The sequence below is a fragment of the Xenorhabdus sp. Sc-CR9 genome (assembly GCF_963897815.1).
Lineage (GTDB): Bacteria > Pseudomonadota > Gammaproteobacteria > Enterobacterales > Enterobacteriaceae > Xenorhabdus.
Window position 1 is genome coordinate 15,887 of sequence record NZ_CAWQTY010000183.1, and the last position, 18,646, is coordinate 34,532.

An 18,646-nucleotide genomic window follows, 5' to 3' on the forward strand; every position below is an offset into this window, starting at 1 on the left:
CTCTTATTGCCAAAGTTGTAAATGTTCTGCAATGGGGCCAAGGGCCAGAGCGGGAATAAAAGTGAGTGCGCCAATTAATAAAACAACCAGGATTAATAATCCAGTGAAGAGAAAACCGTATGTCGGTAGGGTACCGCTGCTGATAGGCTGGCGTTTTTTTCTGATCATAGAGCCAGCGATCGCAAGGATCAGCACAATGCTGCCAAAGCGTCCGAGAAACATCACAGCTCCTAACAATAAATTATAAAAAACATTATTGGCACTCAGTCCAGCAAACATACTCCCGTTATTGTTGGCAGCAGAGGAGAAAGCATAGAGTACCTCGGTAAAGCCATGAGCACTGGGGTTGGTAATTGCATTGCGACCGATATCGGTTGAAATCGCCAAAGAGGTCCCTAGTAAGATAAGTGAAGGGGTAATCAAAATTGCCAATGCGACCATTTTCATATCATAGACATCGATTTTTTTACCTAAGTATTCTGGTGCGCGGCCAATCATCAAACCTGCAATAAATACAGCCAGAAGGACGAGCAACAATATGCTATAAAGGCCAGCACCGACACCGCCGAATATCACTTCACCGATTTGTATTAACCAGAGTGGCACCATACCTCCTAGTGCTGTGAAGGAATCATGCATGGCATTGACAGCACCACACGAGGCGGCTGTAGTGACTACGCTATAGAGAGAGGATGTGAGAATACCAAAACGGGTTTCCTTCCCTTCCATATTGAAATGACTGCTGACGTTGGGGGATACAAGATGAGGATTACCATTTATTTCGGCATACATCACAACGATTGTAGCGAAAATAAAAATAAGACTCATCGCCCAGAGCAAGGTGTAACCCTGGCGGTTATCCCCAACAACTAGACCGAATGTGAAACACAATGCACTGGGAATCAGGAAAATAGCCAGAACTTGAATAAAGTTACTGAATGCGGTTGGATTTTCAAATGGATGAGCGGAGTTTGCCCCAAAAAATCCTCCACCATTTGTTCCCAATATTTTGATTGCCTCTTGCGAGGCGACGGGTCCCATAGGGAGTAATTGTTGTTGATTTTCAATGGGATGAATCAGTGCATAAGGAGAGAAATTTTGGATAACCCCTTGGCTGACAAAAAGTAAGGCAATAATGACAGCAAGTGGTAACAAAAGATACAGGGTGATGCGCGTAATATCGATCCATGCATTTCCCAGTGTGTTAACTCCCTGACGGGAAAATGACCGTATAAAGGCAAATGCTACTGCAATTCCTGTTGCCGCAGACAGAAAGTTCTGGACAGTCAATCCAGCCATTTGGCTTAGATAACTAAGTGTATTTTCTCCGCTGTAAGCCTGCCAATTGGTGTTGGTAACAAAGCTGATAGCAGTATTTAAAGCCAGATCCCATTTCATTCCAGAAAAATGCTGTGGATTCAATGGCAGATGCCCTTGGCTTATCAACAGGATAAATAGCAGCAGTAATCCTGTAATGTTGAATATGAGGATGGTGAGAAAATAGTGCCACCAGTTCATCTCTTTAATGCTGGTGCCGGGTTTTTGTAGTCCACAACAGCGCCACAGATTGGTTTCTGTTTTGGTCAGCCAGTGTGGTAGTTCTCCTTCGACTAAACGGGCAATCAGACTGCCAAGAGGTTTACTTAAGAGAAACAGAAGTAACAGAAAACTGGCAATCAGTAGGAAAGCCGATGCTACCATTTAAAAGTCCTCCGCATTTAATAACGCATAAATCAGATAAATCAGTAATAGCATCACCAGAAAAATACCAATGATGATCAATACGTTCATGGTGTATCTCTCCTTGCTTATTTCTTTAAGAACTAGCTAGTTATTGCATATACCTGTCGTCTTTTAAGTTGCGGCTTTGTTGGCTGCATTCATTTACCCAGTCACCGTTTTTATAAATATACGGTTATCTATGTTGTTGAGGATTTGTTCCCTTGCCGTCGCGCTGCACCTTGAAATCCAATGGGTATAAAAGAGATGCCGGAAGTGTTAACGATGTATAAAAGGAAAACAGAATTAGTTAATAAGGGTTATTAAGACAAGTGTAGCAAACAATAGAGGGTTAATTGTTTGTTCTTAAATTGTTTGTTTTATTTCTGTTTAGGTGTTTATTTTGTAATTAAATTACGTACACAGGAAAAAAAGAGTGATTTATACCACTAAAAAAGTGGTCGGATGAGTGGTAAGTTTTCATTTTATCAGGTAAAATTTTACTCGTCTTACAGAATTAGCCCCATGAGGAGGGTACCAATGTCTACATATCGTGAATACTCTTGGCATCAGGTTCTCTTGCGGCGTATTGGCGCTATCGCATTCGGTGTCATTGCGCTTCCTGTTATGCTGTTTCGTCGTGACCGAGCTCGTTTTTACAGCTACTTGCATAAAGTATGGCTGAAAACCAGCGATAAGCCTGTGTGGCTGGAAAGTTCAGAAACGGCCGCAGGTATTCGAAATCGTTAAAATTCCATTATGACAGTGCATGACTGCATTTTCCGTCTATCAGGTTTGCTTTTTTCATCTCAGCGCTTTCTGCCTGAACAAGTACTTTGATTTTAATATAGCATTTTGACACCTTGCTGGTTTACTCTGGCGAGGTGTTTTGTTGTATATGTAGCATAAGATGCAATCTATATCCAATGGGGTTCGAATTGCCACAGGAATGTAAAAAAACAGGTAATTTGGCGAGTTAATTGACTTAGTTTATGGCAGGTATGTATTTTATGTTGAAAAAGCTAAGTGATAGGGGGAATGTGATGAACAATGTTGAATTGGAACATGTGCTCAATACGGAATTGAATGTCCTTGAGTTTCAAGACTATGCCCCCAATGGACTGCAAGTGGAAGGTCGTCCCCATGTTCAGAGGGTAGTTACAGGTGTGACAGCCTGTCAGGAATTGTTGGACGAAGCAGTTCGCCTCGAAGCGGATGCCATCATCGTGCATCATGGGTACTTCTGGAAGAATGAATCATCGGTTATCCGTGGTATGAAACGCCGCCGTTTACAAACTCTGCTTTGTAATGATATCAACTTATATGGCTACCATCTTCCTCTGGATGCTCATCCTACATTGGGTAACAATGTCCAGCTGGCTCGAAAAATGGGCGCGAAGATTATCGGCAATATTGATTCTCTGCTTCCTCATGGTGCTTTTGATCAGCCCATTACCCCCGCAGAATTGACTGACCGCCTTGAAAAAGAGTTGGAACGCAAGGTCTTGCACTGTGGCGACAATGCATCGGAAGAAATTCGCACACTGGCATGGTGTACAGGTGGCGGCCAGAGTTTTATCGAGCAGGCGGCTGAATTTGGTGTTGATGCTTTTGTAACAGGGGAAGTATCAGAAAAGACTATCCATGTTGCCCGTGAGATGGGGCTGCATTTCTTTGCCGCCGGACATCACGCCACAGAGCGTTATGGCATCAAAGTACTCGGTGAATGGCTGGTAAATAATCATGGTCTGGATGTAGTTTTTATTGATATTCCTAACCCGGCTTAATGTTTGATATCGCCCCCAGTGGATTCCCGGAGAAGAAAACTGGGGATTGTTTATATTTTGATGGAAACGATCTTTACTTTCATAGGTTGATACATAATTTATAGCTTATATAATGTAATCATAATATAAGTCATGGCTTATGAGGCTACTGTGTGGGTTATCATTCTAACTCCCCGATTTGAGAATTGGTTTGATGTTCAAGATATCGATATGCAGAAAAAAATCTTGGCAGATTTGAGTGTATTGGAAATATTTGGTCCTCAATTAGGACGTCCCGCTGTTGACGCTTTATATGGTTCAAAATTTAGTAATATGAAGGAATTACGGATACAGTGTAAGGGAAGGCCAATAAGAGCGTTTTTTGCATTTGATCCTTTGAGGCAAGCTATTGTTCTATGTGCTGGTGATAAAACAGGAAATGAAAAGCGTTTTTATAAAGAAATGATCTCGATTGCAGATGCTGAATATGAAACCTACTTAGAAAATTTGGAAGGTAAAAAATGAAAACTCTCAAAGATAAGATTCAAGAGTTCTCAGCAGAAGATCGTGAATATATCAAACAAATGGCTGATGAGATGGTTTTAGAGACAGGCTTACAGCTGTTGAGAGAAGAACTTAATTTGTCTCAGAAAAAATTGGCAGATAGCTTAGGCATTAGTCAACCCGCAATTACACAAATAGAGCAAAGAGGTAATGATATCAAGTTGGTTACCCTAAAGCGTTATATTGAAGCTATGGGCGGAAAATTGAGTCTGACGATAGAATTACCAACTGGGGATCGCATTTTTCATATATAGCGATTTGATTTATTAACGAAAAACGCTGTCAATTTTCGCCCGGTGCGGGTTGGGATATAAGTTTGTTTATCTATTTTATGTGATTAATATTGCCGGGCTTGAAGCCCGGCTTATTTATAGAGATCGGGTCGATATAAAAACTGTTGCGATACCACAACAAATCAGCACGCAGCCCAATGCCTGACTCCAGCCAGCCAATGCCAAACCAAGGCCGAGCAGCAAATAGTAGAATAGCCCCAGTAAAGCCCCCGCTGTACCCAACCGATCCCCATAGTTGTTCAGTGCAGAAGCTAAAACATTCGGAATAGCAAGCCCGTAAGCGGTTACCACTCCGAGCATTGGAAAAATAAATAACCAGCTATTTTCGAGCAGATAGACACCAATTCCGCTCAATAAACTAATCAATGAGGCGAGGGCAACTAATCTGGCTGATATCCACTGTTTCTTTAATAAGTATTTATTCAGTAACGATCCGAAGCCAACACCCAAAGTCAATAACAGGCCGGTATAGCCAAATGTTTCCTGTGACAAGCCGAATTGCGCAAAACGGAATGGTGCTAATTGGTAATAGCTGAATAGGCTAACATTGAAAAATGCGATCAGAAACGCATGTCGCCAAGTTGAAATATCTTTGAGCATTATGATTGAAGTCTCGCATAGAGATACTTTTGTCACATTAACTGGACGAGTTTCTGGCAGTCGAACAATAGACCAGCAGATTAGGATAACTGCCAGGATAGCTAATCCAGCAAATACCGCTTGATATCCAGATAAATAGTTCAATGCTGAGCCACTGGCCATTCCTATAGCCGGGCTGACTGCCAGGGCTATACCCATCATGGAGAAAACCCTCGCTAATTCATCTCCTTTAAAACTATCTCGCATAATGGTTTGGGTACCGACAGAGCCGACAGCGGCACCGAAAGCGGATAGCATTCGGGCAACGAGCAATAACCAGAATTGTTGGGTTATCAGTGCAAGAAGAGAAGCTAAACCATAAAGTGACAGACCGGCAATCATAGCTGGACGTCTGCCAATCACATCACACATACGACCCCATATAACAACACCTAAAGCAAAGGCAAAGAAATAGAGTGAAAGTGTTTGAGCTGCCTGCTCTGAACCAACCGAAAATCCTTTGGCAATATTGGCTAATGCAGGGCTATAGATAGTTTCCACAATCTGCGGAAACATGAGTAAGGCGATGGCGAGCCAAAGCGAGGGTTTAGTTTGCATGATTTTTCTTCTGATAACGGATGATTAATGGAAGTGAAGTTAGCATTTTGTTGAATGTCTATTTATGATAATAAAGACTATTTATTTACATAATCAGACATAAAGTTTGGTAGGGAAAATATGGTGTGGTTGCAGCAAAGCGATCATTTTGATCCGGACAGCTTCAATATGCCTGTGATTGGCATTGCGGCAGAAATGGGGCAGCACGATTCCGGTTTCCATCAGCATAATATGGGGCAGCTATTGTTTACCCAGCGAGGCTGCATCAAGATTACATTGGAAAACCAGATTTCCATTTTGCCGCCAACCAGAGTGGCATGGATTCCTCCCAAGATAAGGCATCGGGCTGAAATGCGTAGTTCGGTAGGGTATCGTTCTATTTATCTGAATGTTTCTGAGACTGAATTGATTTCAGCACAAAGTGAAGTATTGGAAGCCACGCCATTATTACAGGCTCTTTTAGAACGTATTGCGATATCTTCTTTTGATTCTGATTGGCATCAGGGAAGGAGAGCGCATTGGCTGGCAGTATTTTTTGATGAGATCCGTGAAGCGCGTAGGGAACCCACTTTATTGCCTTTGCCTTTTGATCGGCGTTTGAAATACTTATCGCTGGAACAATTGCCGCCACTATTGCGCATACTTGCTACTTATATTGGTGCCAGTGAAAAAACGATTACTCGGATATTTCAACGTGATACAGGCATGAATTATCAGCAATGGCGACAACAATGGCGATTAGTAAAAGCAATAGAGTTATTGGCGCAAAATAAAACGTTATCCTATATAGCGCAAGAACTCGGCTTTGCCAATGATAGTGCATTTGTGACGTTTTTTCGTAGAGCTATGGGCAGGCCGCCAAGGGAATATATGGCGGACTCAGGGAGATGAAATCTAGGTCAGTTTGAACACCAGGACTCTGGCAGAGAAACAGAGGAAGTGCATCGGCCCTTGCTGGTGATGAGAAAGAGAAAAAGCCAATTGTTTCGTCGATAGAAAGTTTTTATGGAAGAATCATCGTGATTTTATACCTTTTCGTTGTTAAAACAATAATTGATATTCAACCATAAAAAAATGTACCCCTTATATTAGTGTCACAACGTATATTAAGAGGTACATTATATATACTATTTTTTAGGAAATTATTTATTATCTGAATTTGTTTTATTTTAAATAGTATTATTTGGTTACTTTTTTAATTGGTTTTTAAAATCACGTTTGCTATGACCAGTATAAAGCTGGCGTGGGCGAGCGATCTTCAGGCCTTCATCATGCATTTCATTCCAGTGTGCAATCCAGCCGATGGTACGGGCAATGGCGAAAATCACAGTGAACATGGACGATGGGATACCCATGGCTTTCAATATGATGCCAGAATAGAAATCAACGTTCGGGTACAGTTTCTTCTCAATGAAGTACGGGTCGTTCAGGGCGATACGCTCCAGTTCCATTGCTACTTCCAGCAGGCTGTCATTCAGGCCGAGTTCATTCAGCACTTCATGGCAGGTTTCACGCATTACTGTCGCGCGTGGATCGTAGTTTTTATAAACACGGTGACCAAAGCCCATCAGGCGGAAAGAGTCGTTTTTATCTTTAGCGCGAGCAATGAATTCAGGAATGTGCTCGACAGTTTGGATCTCTTCCAGCATACGCAGACAAGCTTCGTTTGCGCCGCCATGCGCTGGTCCCCACAGGGATGCAATTCCTGCGGCGATACAGGCAAACGGGTTGGCACCAGAAGAACCCGCAGTACGCACTGTTGAAGTTGAAGCATTCTGTTCATGGTCTGCATGCAGAATGAAAATGCGATCCATAGCGCGTTCCAACACAGGATTAACTTTATATTCCTCACAAGGTGTTGAAAACATCATGTGCAAGAAGTTAGCCGCGTAGGACAGCTCATTGCGTGGGTAAACGAAAGGTTGTCCAAGAGAATATTTGTAACACATTGCCGCTACAGTTGGCATTTTGGAGAGGAGGCGATAAGCGGTGATTTCACGGTGGCGAGGATTATGGACATCCAGTGCATCATGGTAGAAGGCAGCCAGAGCGCCAGTGACACCACAAAGTACAGCCATTGGGTGGGAATCACGGCGGAAACCGTGGAACAGACGGGTGATCTGTTCATGGATCATCGTATGGCGGGTTACCGTCGTTTTAAACTTTTCATATTCTTCGGGAGTTGGCGGCTCGCCGTACAGCAGAATGTAACAGACTTCCAGATAGGTTGATTCCGTTGCAAGCTGATCGATGGGAAAACCACGGTGTAGCAAAATGCCTTCATCGCCATCAATATAGGTGATCTTCGACTCACAGGAGGCAGTGGAAGTAAAGCCAGGATCGTAGGTATAGAAGCCCTTTGAGCCGAGGGTACGAACGTCAATCACTTCAAAACCTAGGGTCGGCGTTAGTACGTCTAGTTCGATAGCAGCTGAACCATTTATGTTCAACGCAGCCTTTTTATCAGCCATTTACATCTCCTTAGCGCTTATATTTATAACCCCTAACAACCAGATAGGCGCAATTTATACTGTGCCGAAGGCATTGTGCTACCGGAGAGAATTTAAAATCAGGCTGGTATCACATTTAACGCTGAAATCTCATTACGGATGACAATGGTTTTCAGGTTGTTAAAAAGTTTCTGGGAATTATGTTTAAAGTATTTTTGACATAAAATGTTACCATTTTGTGCTTAAACAATACTTTTCCATAACTTCTGTTTTTCGTTAAGTTTATTTTTTCATCGTGGAACGACGGAAAACAATATATAACGACATATATGTAAGATAAATGTTTAATCTTTGTCAAACAAGATAATGTTTTTTATAGTGAATGTTTGAAGCGTGATCTTTCTCACTGTTCAAGCTAAATGTTAATAATCATATTGTGTGGGAATTGTAATAACAATGTGAAGTACTTATACTTCCGTCAGGTCTCCGGATTACCCTGATGTAGGAGCACCCAGCGTAACCAAATCACAACTTTATGATGAACAGTAAGGATTGTTAGTTTTATTATGTTGTGTCTTTGTATCCTCTTAGCGCTGTCTGATTCCCGCCCAGGACCGGAGGATGGAAAATAAAAAAAAGCTTTGTGGGCAAAATTGTGAAAAAACAAAGACCTGTCAACCTTGATCTGCGGACGATTAACCAACCCGTCTCCGCAATAGCATCGATCTTGCACCGTATCTCAGGCGTCATCACCTTTATCGCAGTCGGTATTTTGCTGTGGTTGTTGGGTATGTCACTGTCTTCGCAGGAGGGATTCCTACAAGCATCTGAAATCATGACTGGCTTCTTCGCCAAATTTATCCTGTGGGGGATATTGACGGCGTTGGCTTACCACGTTTGTGGTGGTATTCGCCATGTATTGATGGATTTCGGCTTCTTGGAAGAAAACCTCGCTACCGGTCGTGTTTCTGCCAAAGTAGCAATAGTGATCGCGGTTATTCTGTCTATTCTGGCTGGAGTATTATTATGGTAAGCAACGCATCCGCATTGGGTCGTACGGGTATTCAGGATTGGCTGCTGTTACGTGCATCTGCAATTATTATTGTTTTGTACGTCCTTTACCTCGTTGGTTTTGTCGCAACAATGTCGGATATGACTTATGAAGTCTGGCGTGGTTTCTTCTCTGCATCTCTCACTAAAGTGTTCACAGTATTGACGTTGATTTCCATTCTGGTTCACGCATGGATCGGTATGTGGCAGGTGCTGACAGATTATGTCAAGCCTCTCGCACTGCGTCTGGTGCTGCAACTGGTAATTATTGTGGCACTGTTATCTTATTTGATTTACGGAACAATTGTTGTGTGGGGTGCATAAATGAAACTGCCAGTAAGAGAGTTTGATGCTGTTGTTATCGGTGCTGGCGGCGCAGGTATGCGTGCCGCACTACAAATTTCACAAATGGGTTTATCCTGTGCCTTGATTTCCAAGGTATTCCCAACCCGTTCACATACTGTTTCAGCACAGGGCGGAATTACTGTAGCTCTGGGCAACACCCATGATGATAACTGGGAATGGCACATGTATGATACGGTGAAAGGTTCCGATTATATCGGTGACCAAGATGCTATCGAATATATGTGTAAAACAGGGCCAGAAGCCATTTTGGAGCTGGAGCACATGGGGCTGCCATTCTCCCGTCTGGATGACGGTCGTATTTATCAGCGTCCATTCGGCGGGCAATCCAGGAATTTTGGTGGTGAACAGGCTGCTCGTACTGCCGCCGCCGCTGACCGTACTGGCCATGCTCTGCTGCACACTCTATACCAGCAAAATTTAAAAAATCACACAACTATTTTCTCTGAGTGGTATTCACTGGATCTGGTTAAAAATCAGGATGGTGAGATTGTTGGTTGTACCGCCATTTGTATTGAAACGGGTGAAGTCGTCTATTTCAAATCTAAAGCAACCATTCTGGCAACCGGTGGTGCAGGCCGTATATATCAATCCACAACCAATGCGCATATTAATACAGGTGATGGTGTTGGTATGGCTCTGCGTGCTGGCGTCCCTGTTCAGGACATGGAGATGTGGCAATTCCATCCAACGGGTATCGCTGGTGCGGGTGTATTGGTTACAGAAGGCTGCCGTGGTGAAGGTGGTTACCTCCTGAATAAAGATGGTGAGCGCTTCATGGAGCGTTATGCACCAAATGCTAAAGATCTTGCCGGTCGTGATGTGGTTGCTCGTTCCATCATGATTGAAATCCGTGAAGGCCGTGGTTGTGATGGCCCATGGGGACCTCACGCGAAATTGAAACTGGATCATCTGGGCAAGGAAGTATTGGAATCCCGTCTGCCGGGTATCCTCGAATTATCCCGTACTTTCGCTCACGTAGATCCGGTGAAAGAGCCGATTCCGGTTATTCCGACCTGCCACTATATGATGGGTGGTATTCCGACTAAGATCACTGGTCAGGCATTGACCGTCAACGAAAAAGGCGAAGACGTTGTGATTCCGGGCTTATTTGCCGTGGGTGAAATTGCCTGTGTATCCGTTCACGGAGCAAACCGTCTGGGTGGTAACTCACTGCTCGATTTGGTGGTATTCGGTCGTTCCGCAGGTTTGCATTTGAAAGAGTGTCTGATGGAGCAGGGAACCAGCCGCGATGCCAGTGAATCTGATATTGATCTTGGATTGCAACGTCTGAACCGTTGGAATAATACCCGTTCAGGTGAAGATCCAGTTGAAATTCGTAAGGCTCTGCAATCCTGCATGCAGAATAACTTCTCAGTATTCCGTGAAGGCGATGCAATGGCGAAAGGGCTGGATGAACTGAAAGAGATCCGTGATCGCTTGAAAAATGCTCGTCTGGATGATACTTCGTCAGAATTCAATACCCAGCGTATCGAATGTCTGGAATTAGATAACCTGATGGAAACTGCTTATTCTACCGCAGTCGCTGCGAACTTCCGTACCGAAAGCCGTGGTGCTCACAGCCGTTTTGATTATCCAGAACGTGATGATGCTAACTGGCTCTGCCATAGCCTGTATTTGCCGCAAACTGAGAGTATGACTCGTCGTGAAGTGAATATGCAGCCAAAACTGCGTGAAGCTTTCCCGCCGAAAGTGCGTTCTTACTAATTGCGTTGCTGATGTTCCAGTTGCAGAGAAATAGATTATGAAACTTGAATTCTCAATTTATCGTTATAATCCAGATGTAGACGATGTGCCCCATATGCAGGACTACACTCTGGAAGCTGAGGAAGGGCGCGATATGATGTTGCTGGATGCACTTATCCAGCTAAAAGAACAAGATCCGACCTTAGCATTCCGTCGTTCTTGCCGTGAGGGAGTTTGTGGCTCTGATGGTGTGAATATGAATGGTAAAAATGGTTTGGCTTGTGTTACGCCGATTTCAGCACTGCGTCGTGGCAATAAGAAAATTGTTATTCGTCCGTTGCCGGGCTTGCCTGTGGTTCGTGATCTGGTTGTTGATATGGGGCAGTTTTATGCGCAATATGAAAAAATCCGCCCTTATCTGATTAATGATGATAAAAATCCTCCATCGCGTGAACACCTGCAATTACCAGAACAGCGTGAAAAATTGGATGGCTTGTATGAATGTATTCTGTGTGCTTGCTGCTCGACATCCTGCCCGTCATTCTGGTGGAATCCTGATAAATTTATTGGTCCAGCGGGTCTTCTGGCAGCGTATCGTTTCTTGATTGATAGCCGTGATACTGAAACAGCCTCACGTTTGGATAATCTGAATGATGCTTTCAGTGTTTTCCGCTGCCATGGGATCATGAACTGTGTCAACGTATGCCCTAAAGGACTGAATCCGACAAAAGCGATTGGTCATATTAAATCTATGCTGCTGAAACACAGCGCATAAATAAAACTTTGTGCATAAATAACACATAATTTGCATGTAAATAATGCATATAATGTTGCCCTCCACAAATTTGAAATAAATATCAAACCAGTGGAGGGCATAAAGAATGAAAAATGATAAATTGCCTACTGTAAAAGATTATGCATATTTCTAAATAAAGGAACCTTTAAAAACTGAATACAGTTTTTAAAGGTTCCTTGAAGGGTAGGAAAACCCAAATTAAAGAACATGCATTAAGCACGTCCAAATGAACCTTTTATCAACACCGCTAATTAGGCGGGTATTTGTTAACCACGGCGAAAACTAAAGCTTTTAAAGCTTAAGGGATCACAATGCAGAACGGTGCAATGAAGGACTGGCTGGACTCGAGCTTTCTGGCTGGTGCAAACCAGTCTTACATAGAGCAAATCTATGAAGACTATATAACCGATCCTAACTCTGTTGATGCAAGTTGGAGAGAAATTTTCCAACAATTACCGGATGTAGGACTTGGCGGGGAACAACTTCACTCACAGACACGCGATTATTTCCGTCGTCTGGCAAAAGATGCCACGCGTTACCACTCTTCAGTCAGCGATCCAGCAATGGATGCAAAACAAGTCAAAGTTTTGCAGCTCATCAACGCATTCCGCTTCCGCGGACACCAACATGCGAATCTTGATCCATTGGGATTATGGAAACAGGAACCTGTACCAGATCTTGATCCTGCTTTCCATAATTTAACAAAAGCGGATTTTGAAGAAACGTTTAATGTGGGCTCTTTTGCCATTGGTAAAGAGACAATGAAATTGGCTGATCTGTATGACGCATTGAAGCGCATTTATTGCGGTTCAATTGGTGCGGAATACATGCATATTACCAATACAGAGGAAAAACGTTGGATTCAGCAACGTCTGGAATCTGTGGCGGTAGGCTCACAGTTCAATTCAGAAGAAAAACGTCGTTTCCTGAAAGAGTTGACGTCTGCGGAAGGGTTAGAACGTTATCTTGGCGCTAAGTTCCCAGGGGCGAAACGTTTCTCCCTTGAAGGTGGTGACGCTCTTATCCCTATGCTGAAAGAGCTGATTCGCCATGCGGGTAAACAGGATACCCGTGAAGTTGTGTTTGGAATGGCACATCGTGGTCGTCTCAACGTTCTCGTTAACCTTCTGGGTAAAAAGCCAGCCGATCTATTTGACGAGTTTGCGGGTAAACATAAAGAACACCTTGGTACTGGTGACGTAAAATACCATCAGGGTTTTTCTTCTGATTTCGAAACCGAAGGTGGCTTGGTTCATTTAGCACTGGCCTTTAACCCGTCTCACCTTGAAATTGTCAGTCCTGTCGTTATCGGTTCTGTACGTGCCCGTCGTGATCGTCTTGATGAAGGTCGCAGCAATATGGTTCTGCCTGTTACTATCCACGGCGATGCAGCAGTCACAGGGCAAGGGGTTGTTCAGGAAACACTGAACATGTCTCAGGCTCGTGGCTACGAAGTTGGTGGTACAGTTCGCATTGTGATTAACAACCAAGTGGGCTTCACGACTTCCAATCCGAAAGATGCACGTTCAACACAGTATTGTACTGATATTGTGAAGATGGTTCAGGCACCTATTTTCCACGTTAATTCAGATGATCCAGAAGCAGTTGCATTTGTTACTCGTCTGGCACTTGATTTCCGTAATACCTTTAAACGTGACGTGATGATCGACTTGGTTTGTTATCGTCGTCACGGCCATAACGAAGCTGATGAACCAAGTGCAACTCAGCCACTGATGTACCAGAAAATCAAAAAACAGCCAACAGCCCGTAAAATCTATGCTGACAAGCTGATAGAGGAAGGTTTACTGGCTGCCAATGATGTCACTGAGATGGCTAATCTGTATCGTGATGCGCTGGATCATGGTGAGTGTGTTGTTGATGAATGGCGTCCAATGGGGCTTCACTCATTCACATGGGAGCCTTACCTGAACCACGAATGGGATGAAGAATATCCGCATAAAGTGGATATGAAACGCCTGCAAGATCTTGGGAAGCGTATCAGTTCCATTCCTGCCGAAGTTGAAATGCATTCACGTGTTGCCAAAATTTATGGTGATCGTGCAGAAATGGCTAATGGCAATAAACTGTTTGACTGGGGTGGAGCGGAAACACTGGCTTATGCAACGCTGGTTGATGAAGGCATTCCTGTGCGTCTTTCCGGTGAAGATGCGGGCCGTGGTACTTTCTTCCACCGCCATGCAGTAATTCACAATCAGACTAATGCTTCTGTCTATGTGCCGCTGGAAAATATTCACAATGGTCAGGGTGTATTCAACGTATGGGATTCGGTACTGTCAGAAGAAGCAGTGTTGGCATTTGAATACGGCTACGCAACAACAGAACCTCGTGCCCTGACGATTTGGGAAGCTCAGTTTGGTGACTTTGCCAATGTAGCTCAGACCGTAATTGACCAGTTCATCAGCTCCGGCGAACAAAAATGGGGTCGCATGTGTGGTCTGGTTATGTTGTTGCCACATGGTTATGAAGGTCAGGGACCAGAGCATTCATCAGCACGTTTAGAACGTTATCTGCAACTGTGTGCAGAGCAAAACATGCAGGTGTGTGTGCCATCGACACCAGCTCAGGTTTATCACATGCTGCGCCGTCAGTCTTTGCGTGGTATGCGTCGTCCGCTTATCGTTATGTCACCTAAATCACTTCTGCGTCACCCATTGGCTGTATCCAGTCTGAATGAAATGGCTGACGGCAAATTCGAGCCAGTGATTGGTGAAATTGACGTGTTAGATCCAAAAGATGTTAAACGTGTTGTACTTTGTTCCGGTAAAGTTTATTACGACCTTCTGGAACAGCGCCGTAAGAATGAACAGACTAATGTTGCTATCGTGCGCATTGAACAGCTGTATCCATTCCCACGCCAGCATTTGCAAGCTCAGCTTGAGCAATATGCCCATGTTCATGATTTCGTCTGGTGTCAGGAAGAGCCATTGAACCAAGGGGCTTGGTATTGCAGTCAACATAATTTCCGTGAAGCGATCCCATTCGGGGCATCTTTACGTTATGCAGGTCGTCCAGCATCTGCTTCCCCGGCTGTGGGATATCCGTCTGTTCACCAGAAGCAACAGAAAGCACTGGTTGATGACGCACTGAACGTTGAATAAATAAGGATAGAAAATGAGTAGCGTAGAAATTCTGGTTCCGGACCTTCCTGAATCTGTTGCAGATGCCACTGTTGCAACATGGCATAAAAAACCGGGTGACATCATAGAGCGTGACGATGTGCTGGTTGAAATTGAAACTGACAAAGTTGTTTTGGAAGTACCAGCAAGTGAAGCTGGTGTTCTGGAATCTATTTTGGAAGAAGAAGGTGCCACTGTATTGTCCAAGCAACTGATTGGTCGCATCCGTTTGGGTGACAGCACAGGCATGCCTGCTGAAGTGAAAGAAAAAACAGAATCAACACCAGCACAACGCCAGTCTGCTTCTCTGGAAGAAGAAAGTAATGATGCTCTGAGTCCAACGGTTCGTCGCTTAATCGCAGAGCATAATTTAGATCCGGCTGCAATTAAAGGCAGCGGTGTAGGTGGTCGTATTGTTCGTGAAGACGTAGAAAAATATATCGCTGCGAATAAAAAAGAAGGTGATAAGCCTGCGGCATCGGCATCTGCGGCGCAGAAATCTCCACTGCCACATCGCAGTGAGAAACGTGTTCCAATGACTCGCCTGCGTAAGCGTGTTGCTGAACGTCTGCTGGAAGCGAAAAACAATACGGCAATGTTGACGACATTCAACGAAGTCAACATGAAGCCAATTCAGGAACTGCGCAAGCAGTACGGCGATGCGTTTGAAAAACGTCATGGCATGCGTTTGGGCTTTATGTCTTTCTATGTGAAAGCAGTGGTTGAAGCACTGAAACGCTATCCAGAAGTTAACGCTTCTATTGATGGCACTGATGTGGTTTATCACAACTATTTTGATATCAGCATTGCAGTATCTACACCCCGCGGGCTGGTTACACCTGTATTGCGTGATGCAGATGCACTCGGCATGGCTGATGTTGAGAAAAACATCAAAGAGCTGGCTATCAAAGGCCGTGACGGTAAATTGACCGTTGAAGAACTCACTGGCGGTAATTTCACCATTACTAATGGCGGTGTTTTCGGCTCGCTGATGTCTACACCTATCATTAACCCACCACAAAGCGCGATCCTTGGCATGCACGCCATTAAAGATCGCCCAATGGCAGTGAATGGTCAGGTTGAAATCCTTCCTATGATGTATCTGGCACTGTCCTATGATCATCGCCTGATTGATGGCCGTGAATCTGTGGGCTTTCTGGTGACCATCAAAGAAATGCTCGAAGATCCAACACGTTTGTTGCTGGATGTATAGCACCACTATCGGCGGAGGGTGTTAAGCTCCGCCAAGTCTGAAGTAGTACGACGTTGATGTAAAAATGTATATACAGGCCAGCCTTCGGGTTGGTCATATCCAGAGCAACAAGATATACCCTATGGATTTCAAGATGCAGCCAACAAAGCTGCAATTTGGAAGACGGCAGGTGTAGAAGGTAATTTACCTTTCTTAGATAAAATTATGGATAGAACATCATGAATTTACACGAGTATCAGGCAAAACAACTTTTCGCACGGTATGGCTTACCAGCACCAACTGGCTATGCTTGCACTACCCCGCGCGAAGCAGAAGAAGCAGCATCCAAGATTGGTTCAGGCCCTTGGGTCGTTAAATGTCAGGTTCATGCAGGTGGCCGCGGTAAGGCTGGTGGCGTGAAAGTCGTCAATAGCAAGGAAGATATCCGTGCTTTTGCTGAACAATGGCTGGGTAAACGACTGGTCACTTACCAGACAGATGCACAGGGACAACCTGTCCATCAGATCTTGGTGGAAGGAGCAACCGACATTGCGAAGGAGCTGTATCTCGGTGCTGTTGTTGATCGTGGTACGCGTCGTGTAGTTTTCATGGCCTCTACTGAAGGTGGTGTCGAAATAGAAAAAGTGGCGGAAGAAACGCCCGAGCTGATTCATAAAGCAATTATCGACCCACTGACTGGCCCTATGCCTTATCAAGGCCGTGAATTGGCGTTTAAACTCGGTTTGACTGGTAAGCAAGTTGGTCAATTCACCAAGATTTTTTTGGGATTGGCAAACCTGTTCTTGGAGCGTGATCTAGCTCTAGTTGAAATTAACCCTCTGGTTATTACTACACAAGGCGATCTTATTTGTCTGGATGGGAAACTGGGTGCTGATGGTAACGCCATGTTCCGCCAAGCTGAACTACGTGAAATGCATGACCCTTCACAGGAAGATTCACGTGAAGCTCAGGCCGCACAGTGGGAACTGAACTATGTTGCGCTGGATGGTAACATTGGTTGCATGGTGAATGGTGCTGGTCTGGCAATGGGAACGATGGACATTGTTAAACTGCACGGCGGTGCCCCGGCAAACTTCCTTGATGTGGGTGGTGGTGCGACGAAAGAGCGTGTTACCGAAGCATTCAAAATTATTTTGTCAGATGAAAATGTCAAAGCTGTTTTAGTAAATATCTTTGGTGGTATCGTCCGTTGTGACCTGATTGCTGACGGCATTATTGGCGCTGTGGAAGAAGTAGGCGTTAACGTACCAGTCGTTGTTCGTCTGGAAGGAAACAATGCTGAACTGGGTGCGAAGAAATTGGCAGACAGTGGTTTGAACATCATTGCAGCGACCAGTTTGACAGACGCAGCTAAACAGGCAGTAGCAGCAGCGGGGAATAAATAATGTCTATTTTAATCGATAAAAATACCAAAGTGATTTGTCAGGGCTTTACCGGTAGCCAAGGCACTTTCCACTCAGAGCAGGCGATTGCTTACGGTACTCAAATGGTTGGTGGTGTAACACCAGGCAAAGGTGGTACTGAGCATCTGGGATTACCCGTATTCAATACTGTACGTGAAGCGGTTGAAGCAACGGGTGCAACTGCCTCTGTTATCTATGTTCCAGCACCATTCTGTAAAGATTCTATTTTAGAAGCGATTGAAGCAGGTATTAAACTGATCATCACTATTACAGAAGGTATTCCAACGCTTGATATGCTGACAGTGAAAGTAAAACTGGATCAAGCTGGTGTACGCATGATTGGCCCTAACTGTCCGGGAGTGATAACTCCTGATGAATGTAAGATCGGTATCATGCCTGGCCACATTCATAAATCCGGCAAAGTGGGTATTGTCTCGCGTTCTGGTACACTGACTTATGAAGCGGTTAAGCAGACTACTGATGCTGGGTTAGGGCAATCCACCTGTGTCGGTATTGGTGGTGACCCAATCCCGGGTTCAAACTTTATCGATATCTTGAAGTTGTTCCAGGAAGATCCACAGACTGAAGCCATTGTGATGATTGGTGAGATTGGTGGTACAGCAGAAGAAGAAGCGGCTGCTTATATCAAAGAGCACGTGACTAAACCTGTTGTTGCTTATATTGCGGGTGTAACTGCACCTAAAGGTAAGCGTATGGGACATGCGGGAGCAATTATCGCAGGCGGTAAAGGCACAGCAGATGAGAAATTTGCTGCACTGGAAGCGGCAGGTGTTAAGACTGTTCGCAGTCTTGCTGACATTGGTGACGCCGTAAAAACACTATTGGCGTAATCAATTTCAAAATAAGCTATTTTTATAAGAAAAGGCTACCTCAGGGTAGCCTTTTTATTTTTATTTATAATATTAACAGTAAGTTAGTTGATTTGTAAGAGATGGTATTTTTAAATTTAATTTAACCTATTTTAGAA

Annotated in this window: 17 protein-coding genes; 13 read left to right on the forward strand and 4 right to left on the reverse strand. The window is 44.1% G+C overall.

The window, feature by feature from the left end; genetic code table 11:
- Positions 1-3: 3 nt before the first annotated feature.
- On the reverse strand, positions 4-1,701 hold the full coding sequence (gene kdpA / locus AACQ81_RS12355; RefSeq protein WP_237387475.1) for a potassium-transporting ATPase subunit KdpA: 1,698 nt from the start codon (positions 1,699-1,701) through the stop codon (positions 4-6).
- Positions 1,702-1,791, reverse strand: a complete 90-nt coding sequence (kdpF, locus tag AACQ81_RS12360) for a K(+)-transporting ATPase subunit F (protein ID WP_237387476.1) — start codon at positions 1,789-1,791, stop codon at positions 1,702-1,704.
- A gap of 468 nt (positions 1,792-2,259) precedes the next feature.
- On the opposite strand from kdpF, the gene AACQ81_RS12365 reads away from it, so the two are divergent.
- From AACQ81_RS12365 to AACQ81_RS12380, 4 genes are all read left to right on the forward strand, one after another.
- Complete coding sequence (locus AACQ81_RS12365; protein ID WP_237387477.1) at positions 2,260-2,469, forward strand: YbfA family protein; 210 nt, start codon at positions 2,260-2,262, stop codon at positions 2,467-2,469.
- A gap of 293 nt (positions 2,470-2,762) precedes the next feature.
- On the forward strand, positions 2,763-3,506 hold the full coding sequence (locus AACQ81_RS12370; RefSeq protein ID WP_237387478.1) for a type 2 GTP cyclohydrolase I: 744 nt from the start codon (positions 2,763-2,765) through the stop codon (positions 3,504-3,506).
- A gap of 150 nt (positions 3,507-3,656) precedes the next feature.
- Entirely contained in the window at positions 3,657-4,010 is a 354-nt protein-coding gene (locus tag AACQ81_RS12375) for a type II toxin-antitoxin system RelE/ParE family toxin (protein WP_237387479.1), read from the forward strand.
- Positions 4,007-4,303 (forward strand): helix-turn-helix domain-containing protein, encoded by a 297-nt coding sequence (locus tag AACQ81_RS12380; RefSeq protein ID WP_237387480.1) that lies wholly within the window; start codon positions 4,007-4,009, stop codon positions 4,301-4,303. Before AACQ81_RS12375 ends, AACQ81_RS12380 begins: the two co-directional genes overlap by 4 nt.
- Positions 4,304-4,417: 114 nt before the next feature.
- On the opposite strand, the gene AACQ81_RS12385 is transcribed toward AACQ81_RS12380, so the two are convergent.
- The gene (locus tag AACQ81_RS12385) at positions 4,418-5,539 is read right to left on the reverse strand and encodes a multidrug effflux MFS transporter (RefSeq protein WP_237387481.1); all 1,122 of its coding nucleotides are present in this window, start codon (positions 5,537-5,539) and stop codon (positions 4,418-4,420) included.
- Between the two features lie 120 nt (positions 5,540-5,659).
- Here AACQ81_RS12385 and AACQ81_RS12390 point away from each other — a divergent pair, with 120 nt between their 5' ends.
- Positions 5,660-6,430, forward strand: coding sequence for an AraC family transcriptional regulator (locus AACQ81_RS12390; protein ID WP_237387482.1), 771 nt, complete (start codon positions 5,660-5,662; stop codon positions 6,428-6,430).
- 296 nt (positions 6,431-6,726) lie between these two features.
- Here the strand turns inward: AACQ81_RS12390 and AACQ81_RS12395 are convergent, their stop codons facing one another.
- Positions 6,727-8,010 carry a citrate synthase gene (locus tag AACQ81_RS12395; RefSeq protein WP_237387483.1) on the reverse strand — a complete coding sequence of 428 codons (1,284 nt, stop codon included), beginning with the start codon at positions 8,008-8,010 and terminating at the stop codon, positions 6,727-6,729.
- 622 nt (positions 8,011-8,632) lie between these two features.
- On the opposite strand from AACQ81_RS12395, the gene sdhC reads away from it, so the two are divergent.
- The 8 genes from sdhC to sucD all read left to right on the forward strand — a co-directional run bounded on the left by sdhC (position 8,633) and on the right by sucD (position 18,509).
- Positions 8,633-9,022 carry a succinate dehydrogenase cytochrome b556 subunit gene (gene sdhC, locus AACQ81_RS12400; protein ID WP_237387484.1) on the forward strand — a complete coding sequence of 130 codons (390 nt, stop codon included), beginning with the start codon at positions 8,633-8,635 and terminating at the stop codon, positions 9,020-9,022.
- Positions 9,016-9,363, forward strand: a complete 348-nt coding sequence (sdhD, locus tag AACQ81_RS12405) for a succinate dehydrogenase membrane anchor subunit (RefSeq protein WP_237387485.1) — start codon at positions 9,016-9,018, stop codon at positions 9,361-9,363. Before sdhC ends, sdhD begins: the two co-directional genes overlap by 7 nt.
- On the forward strand, positions 9,364-11,130 hold the full coding sequence (gene sdhA / locus AACQ81_RS12410) for a succinate dehydrogenase flavoprotein subunit (protein WP_237387486.1): 1,767 nt from the start codon (positions 9,364-9,366) through the stop codon (positions 11,128-11,130).
- A 37-nt stretch (positions 11,131-11,167) separates the two neighbouring features.
- On the forward strand, positions 11,168-11,884 hold the full coding sequence (locus tag AACQ81_RS12415) for a succinate dehydrogenase iron-sulfur subunit (RefSeq protein ID WP_092552512.1): 717 nt from the start codon (positions 11,168-11,170) through the stop codon (positions 11,882-11,884).
- A 332-nt stretch (positions 11,885-12,216) separates the two neighbouring features.
- Positions 12,217-15,024 (forward strand): 2-oxoglutarate dehydrogenase E1 component, encoded by a 2,808-nt coding sequence (gene sucA, locus AACQ81_RS12420; protein ID WP_237387487.1) that lies wholly within the window; start codon positions 12,217-12,219, stop codon positions 15,022-15,024.
- A gap of 13 nt (positions 15,025-15,037) precedes the next feature.
- Complete coding sequence (gene odhB, locus AACQ81_RS12425) at positions 15,038-16,255, forward strand: 2-oxoglutarate dehydrogenase complex dihydrolipoyllysine-residue succinyltransferase (protein WP_237387488.1); 1,218 nt, start codon at positions 15,038-15,040, stop codon at positions 16,253-16,255.
- A gap of 218 nt (positions 16,256-16,473) precedes the next feature.
- Positions 16,474-17,640, forward strand: coding sequence for an ADP-forming succinate--CoA ligase subunit beta (gene sucC, locus AACQ81_RS12430; RefSeq protein ID WP_237387489.1), 1,167 nt, complete (start codon positions 16,474-16,476; stop codon positions 17,638-17,640).
- The gene (gene sucD, locus AACQ81_RS12435) at positions 17,640-18,509 is read left to right on the forward strand and encodes a succinate--CoA ligase subunit alpha (RefSeq protein WP_237387490.1); all 870 of its coding nucleotides are present in this window, start codon (positions 17,640-17,642) and stop codon (positions 18,507-18,509) included. Before sucC ends, sucD begins: the two co-directional genes overlap by 1 nt.
- Positions 18,510-18,646 lie beyond the last annotated feature (137 nt).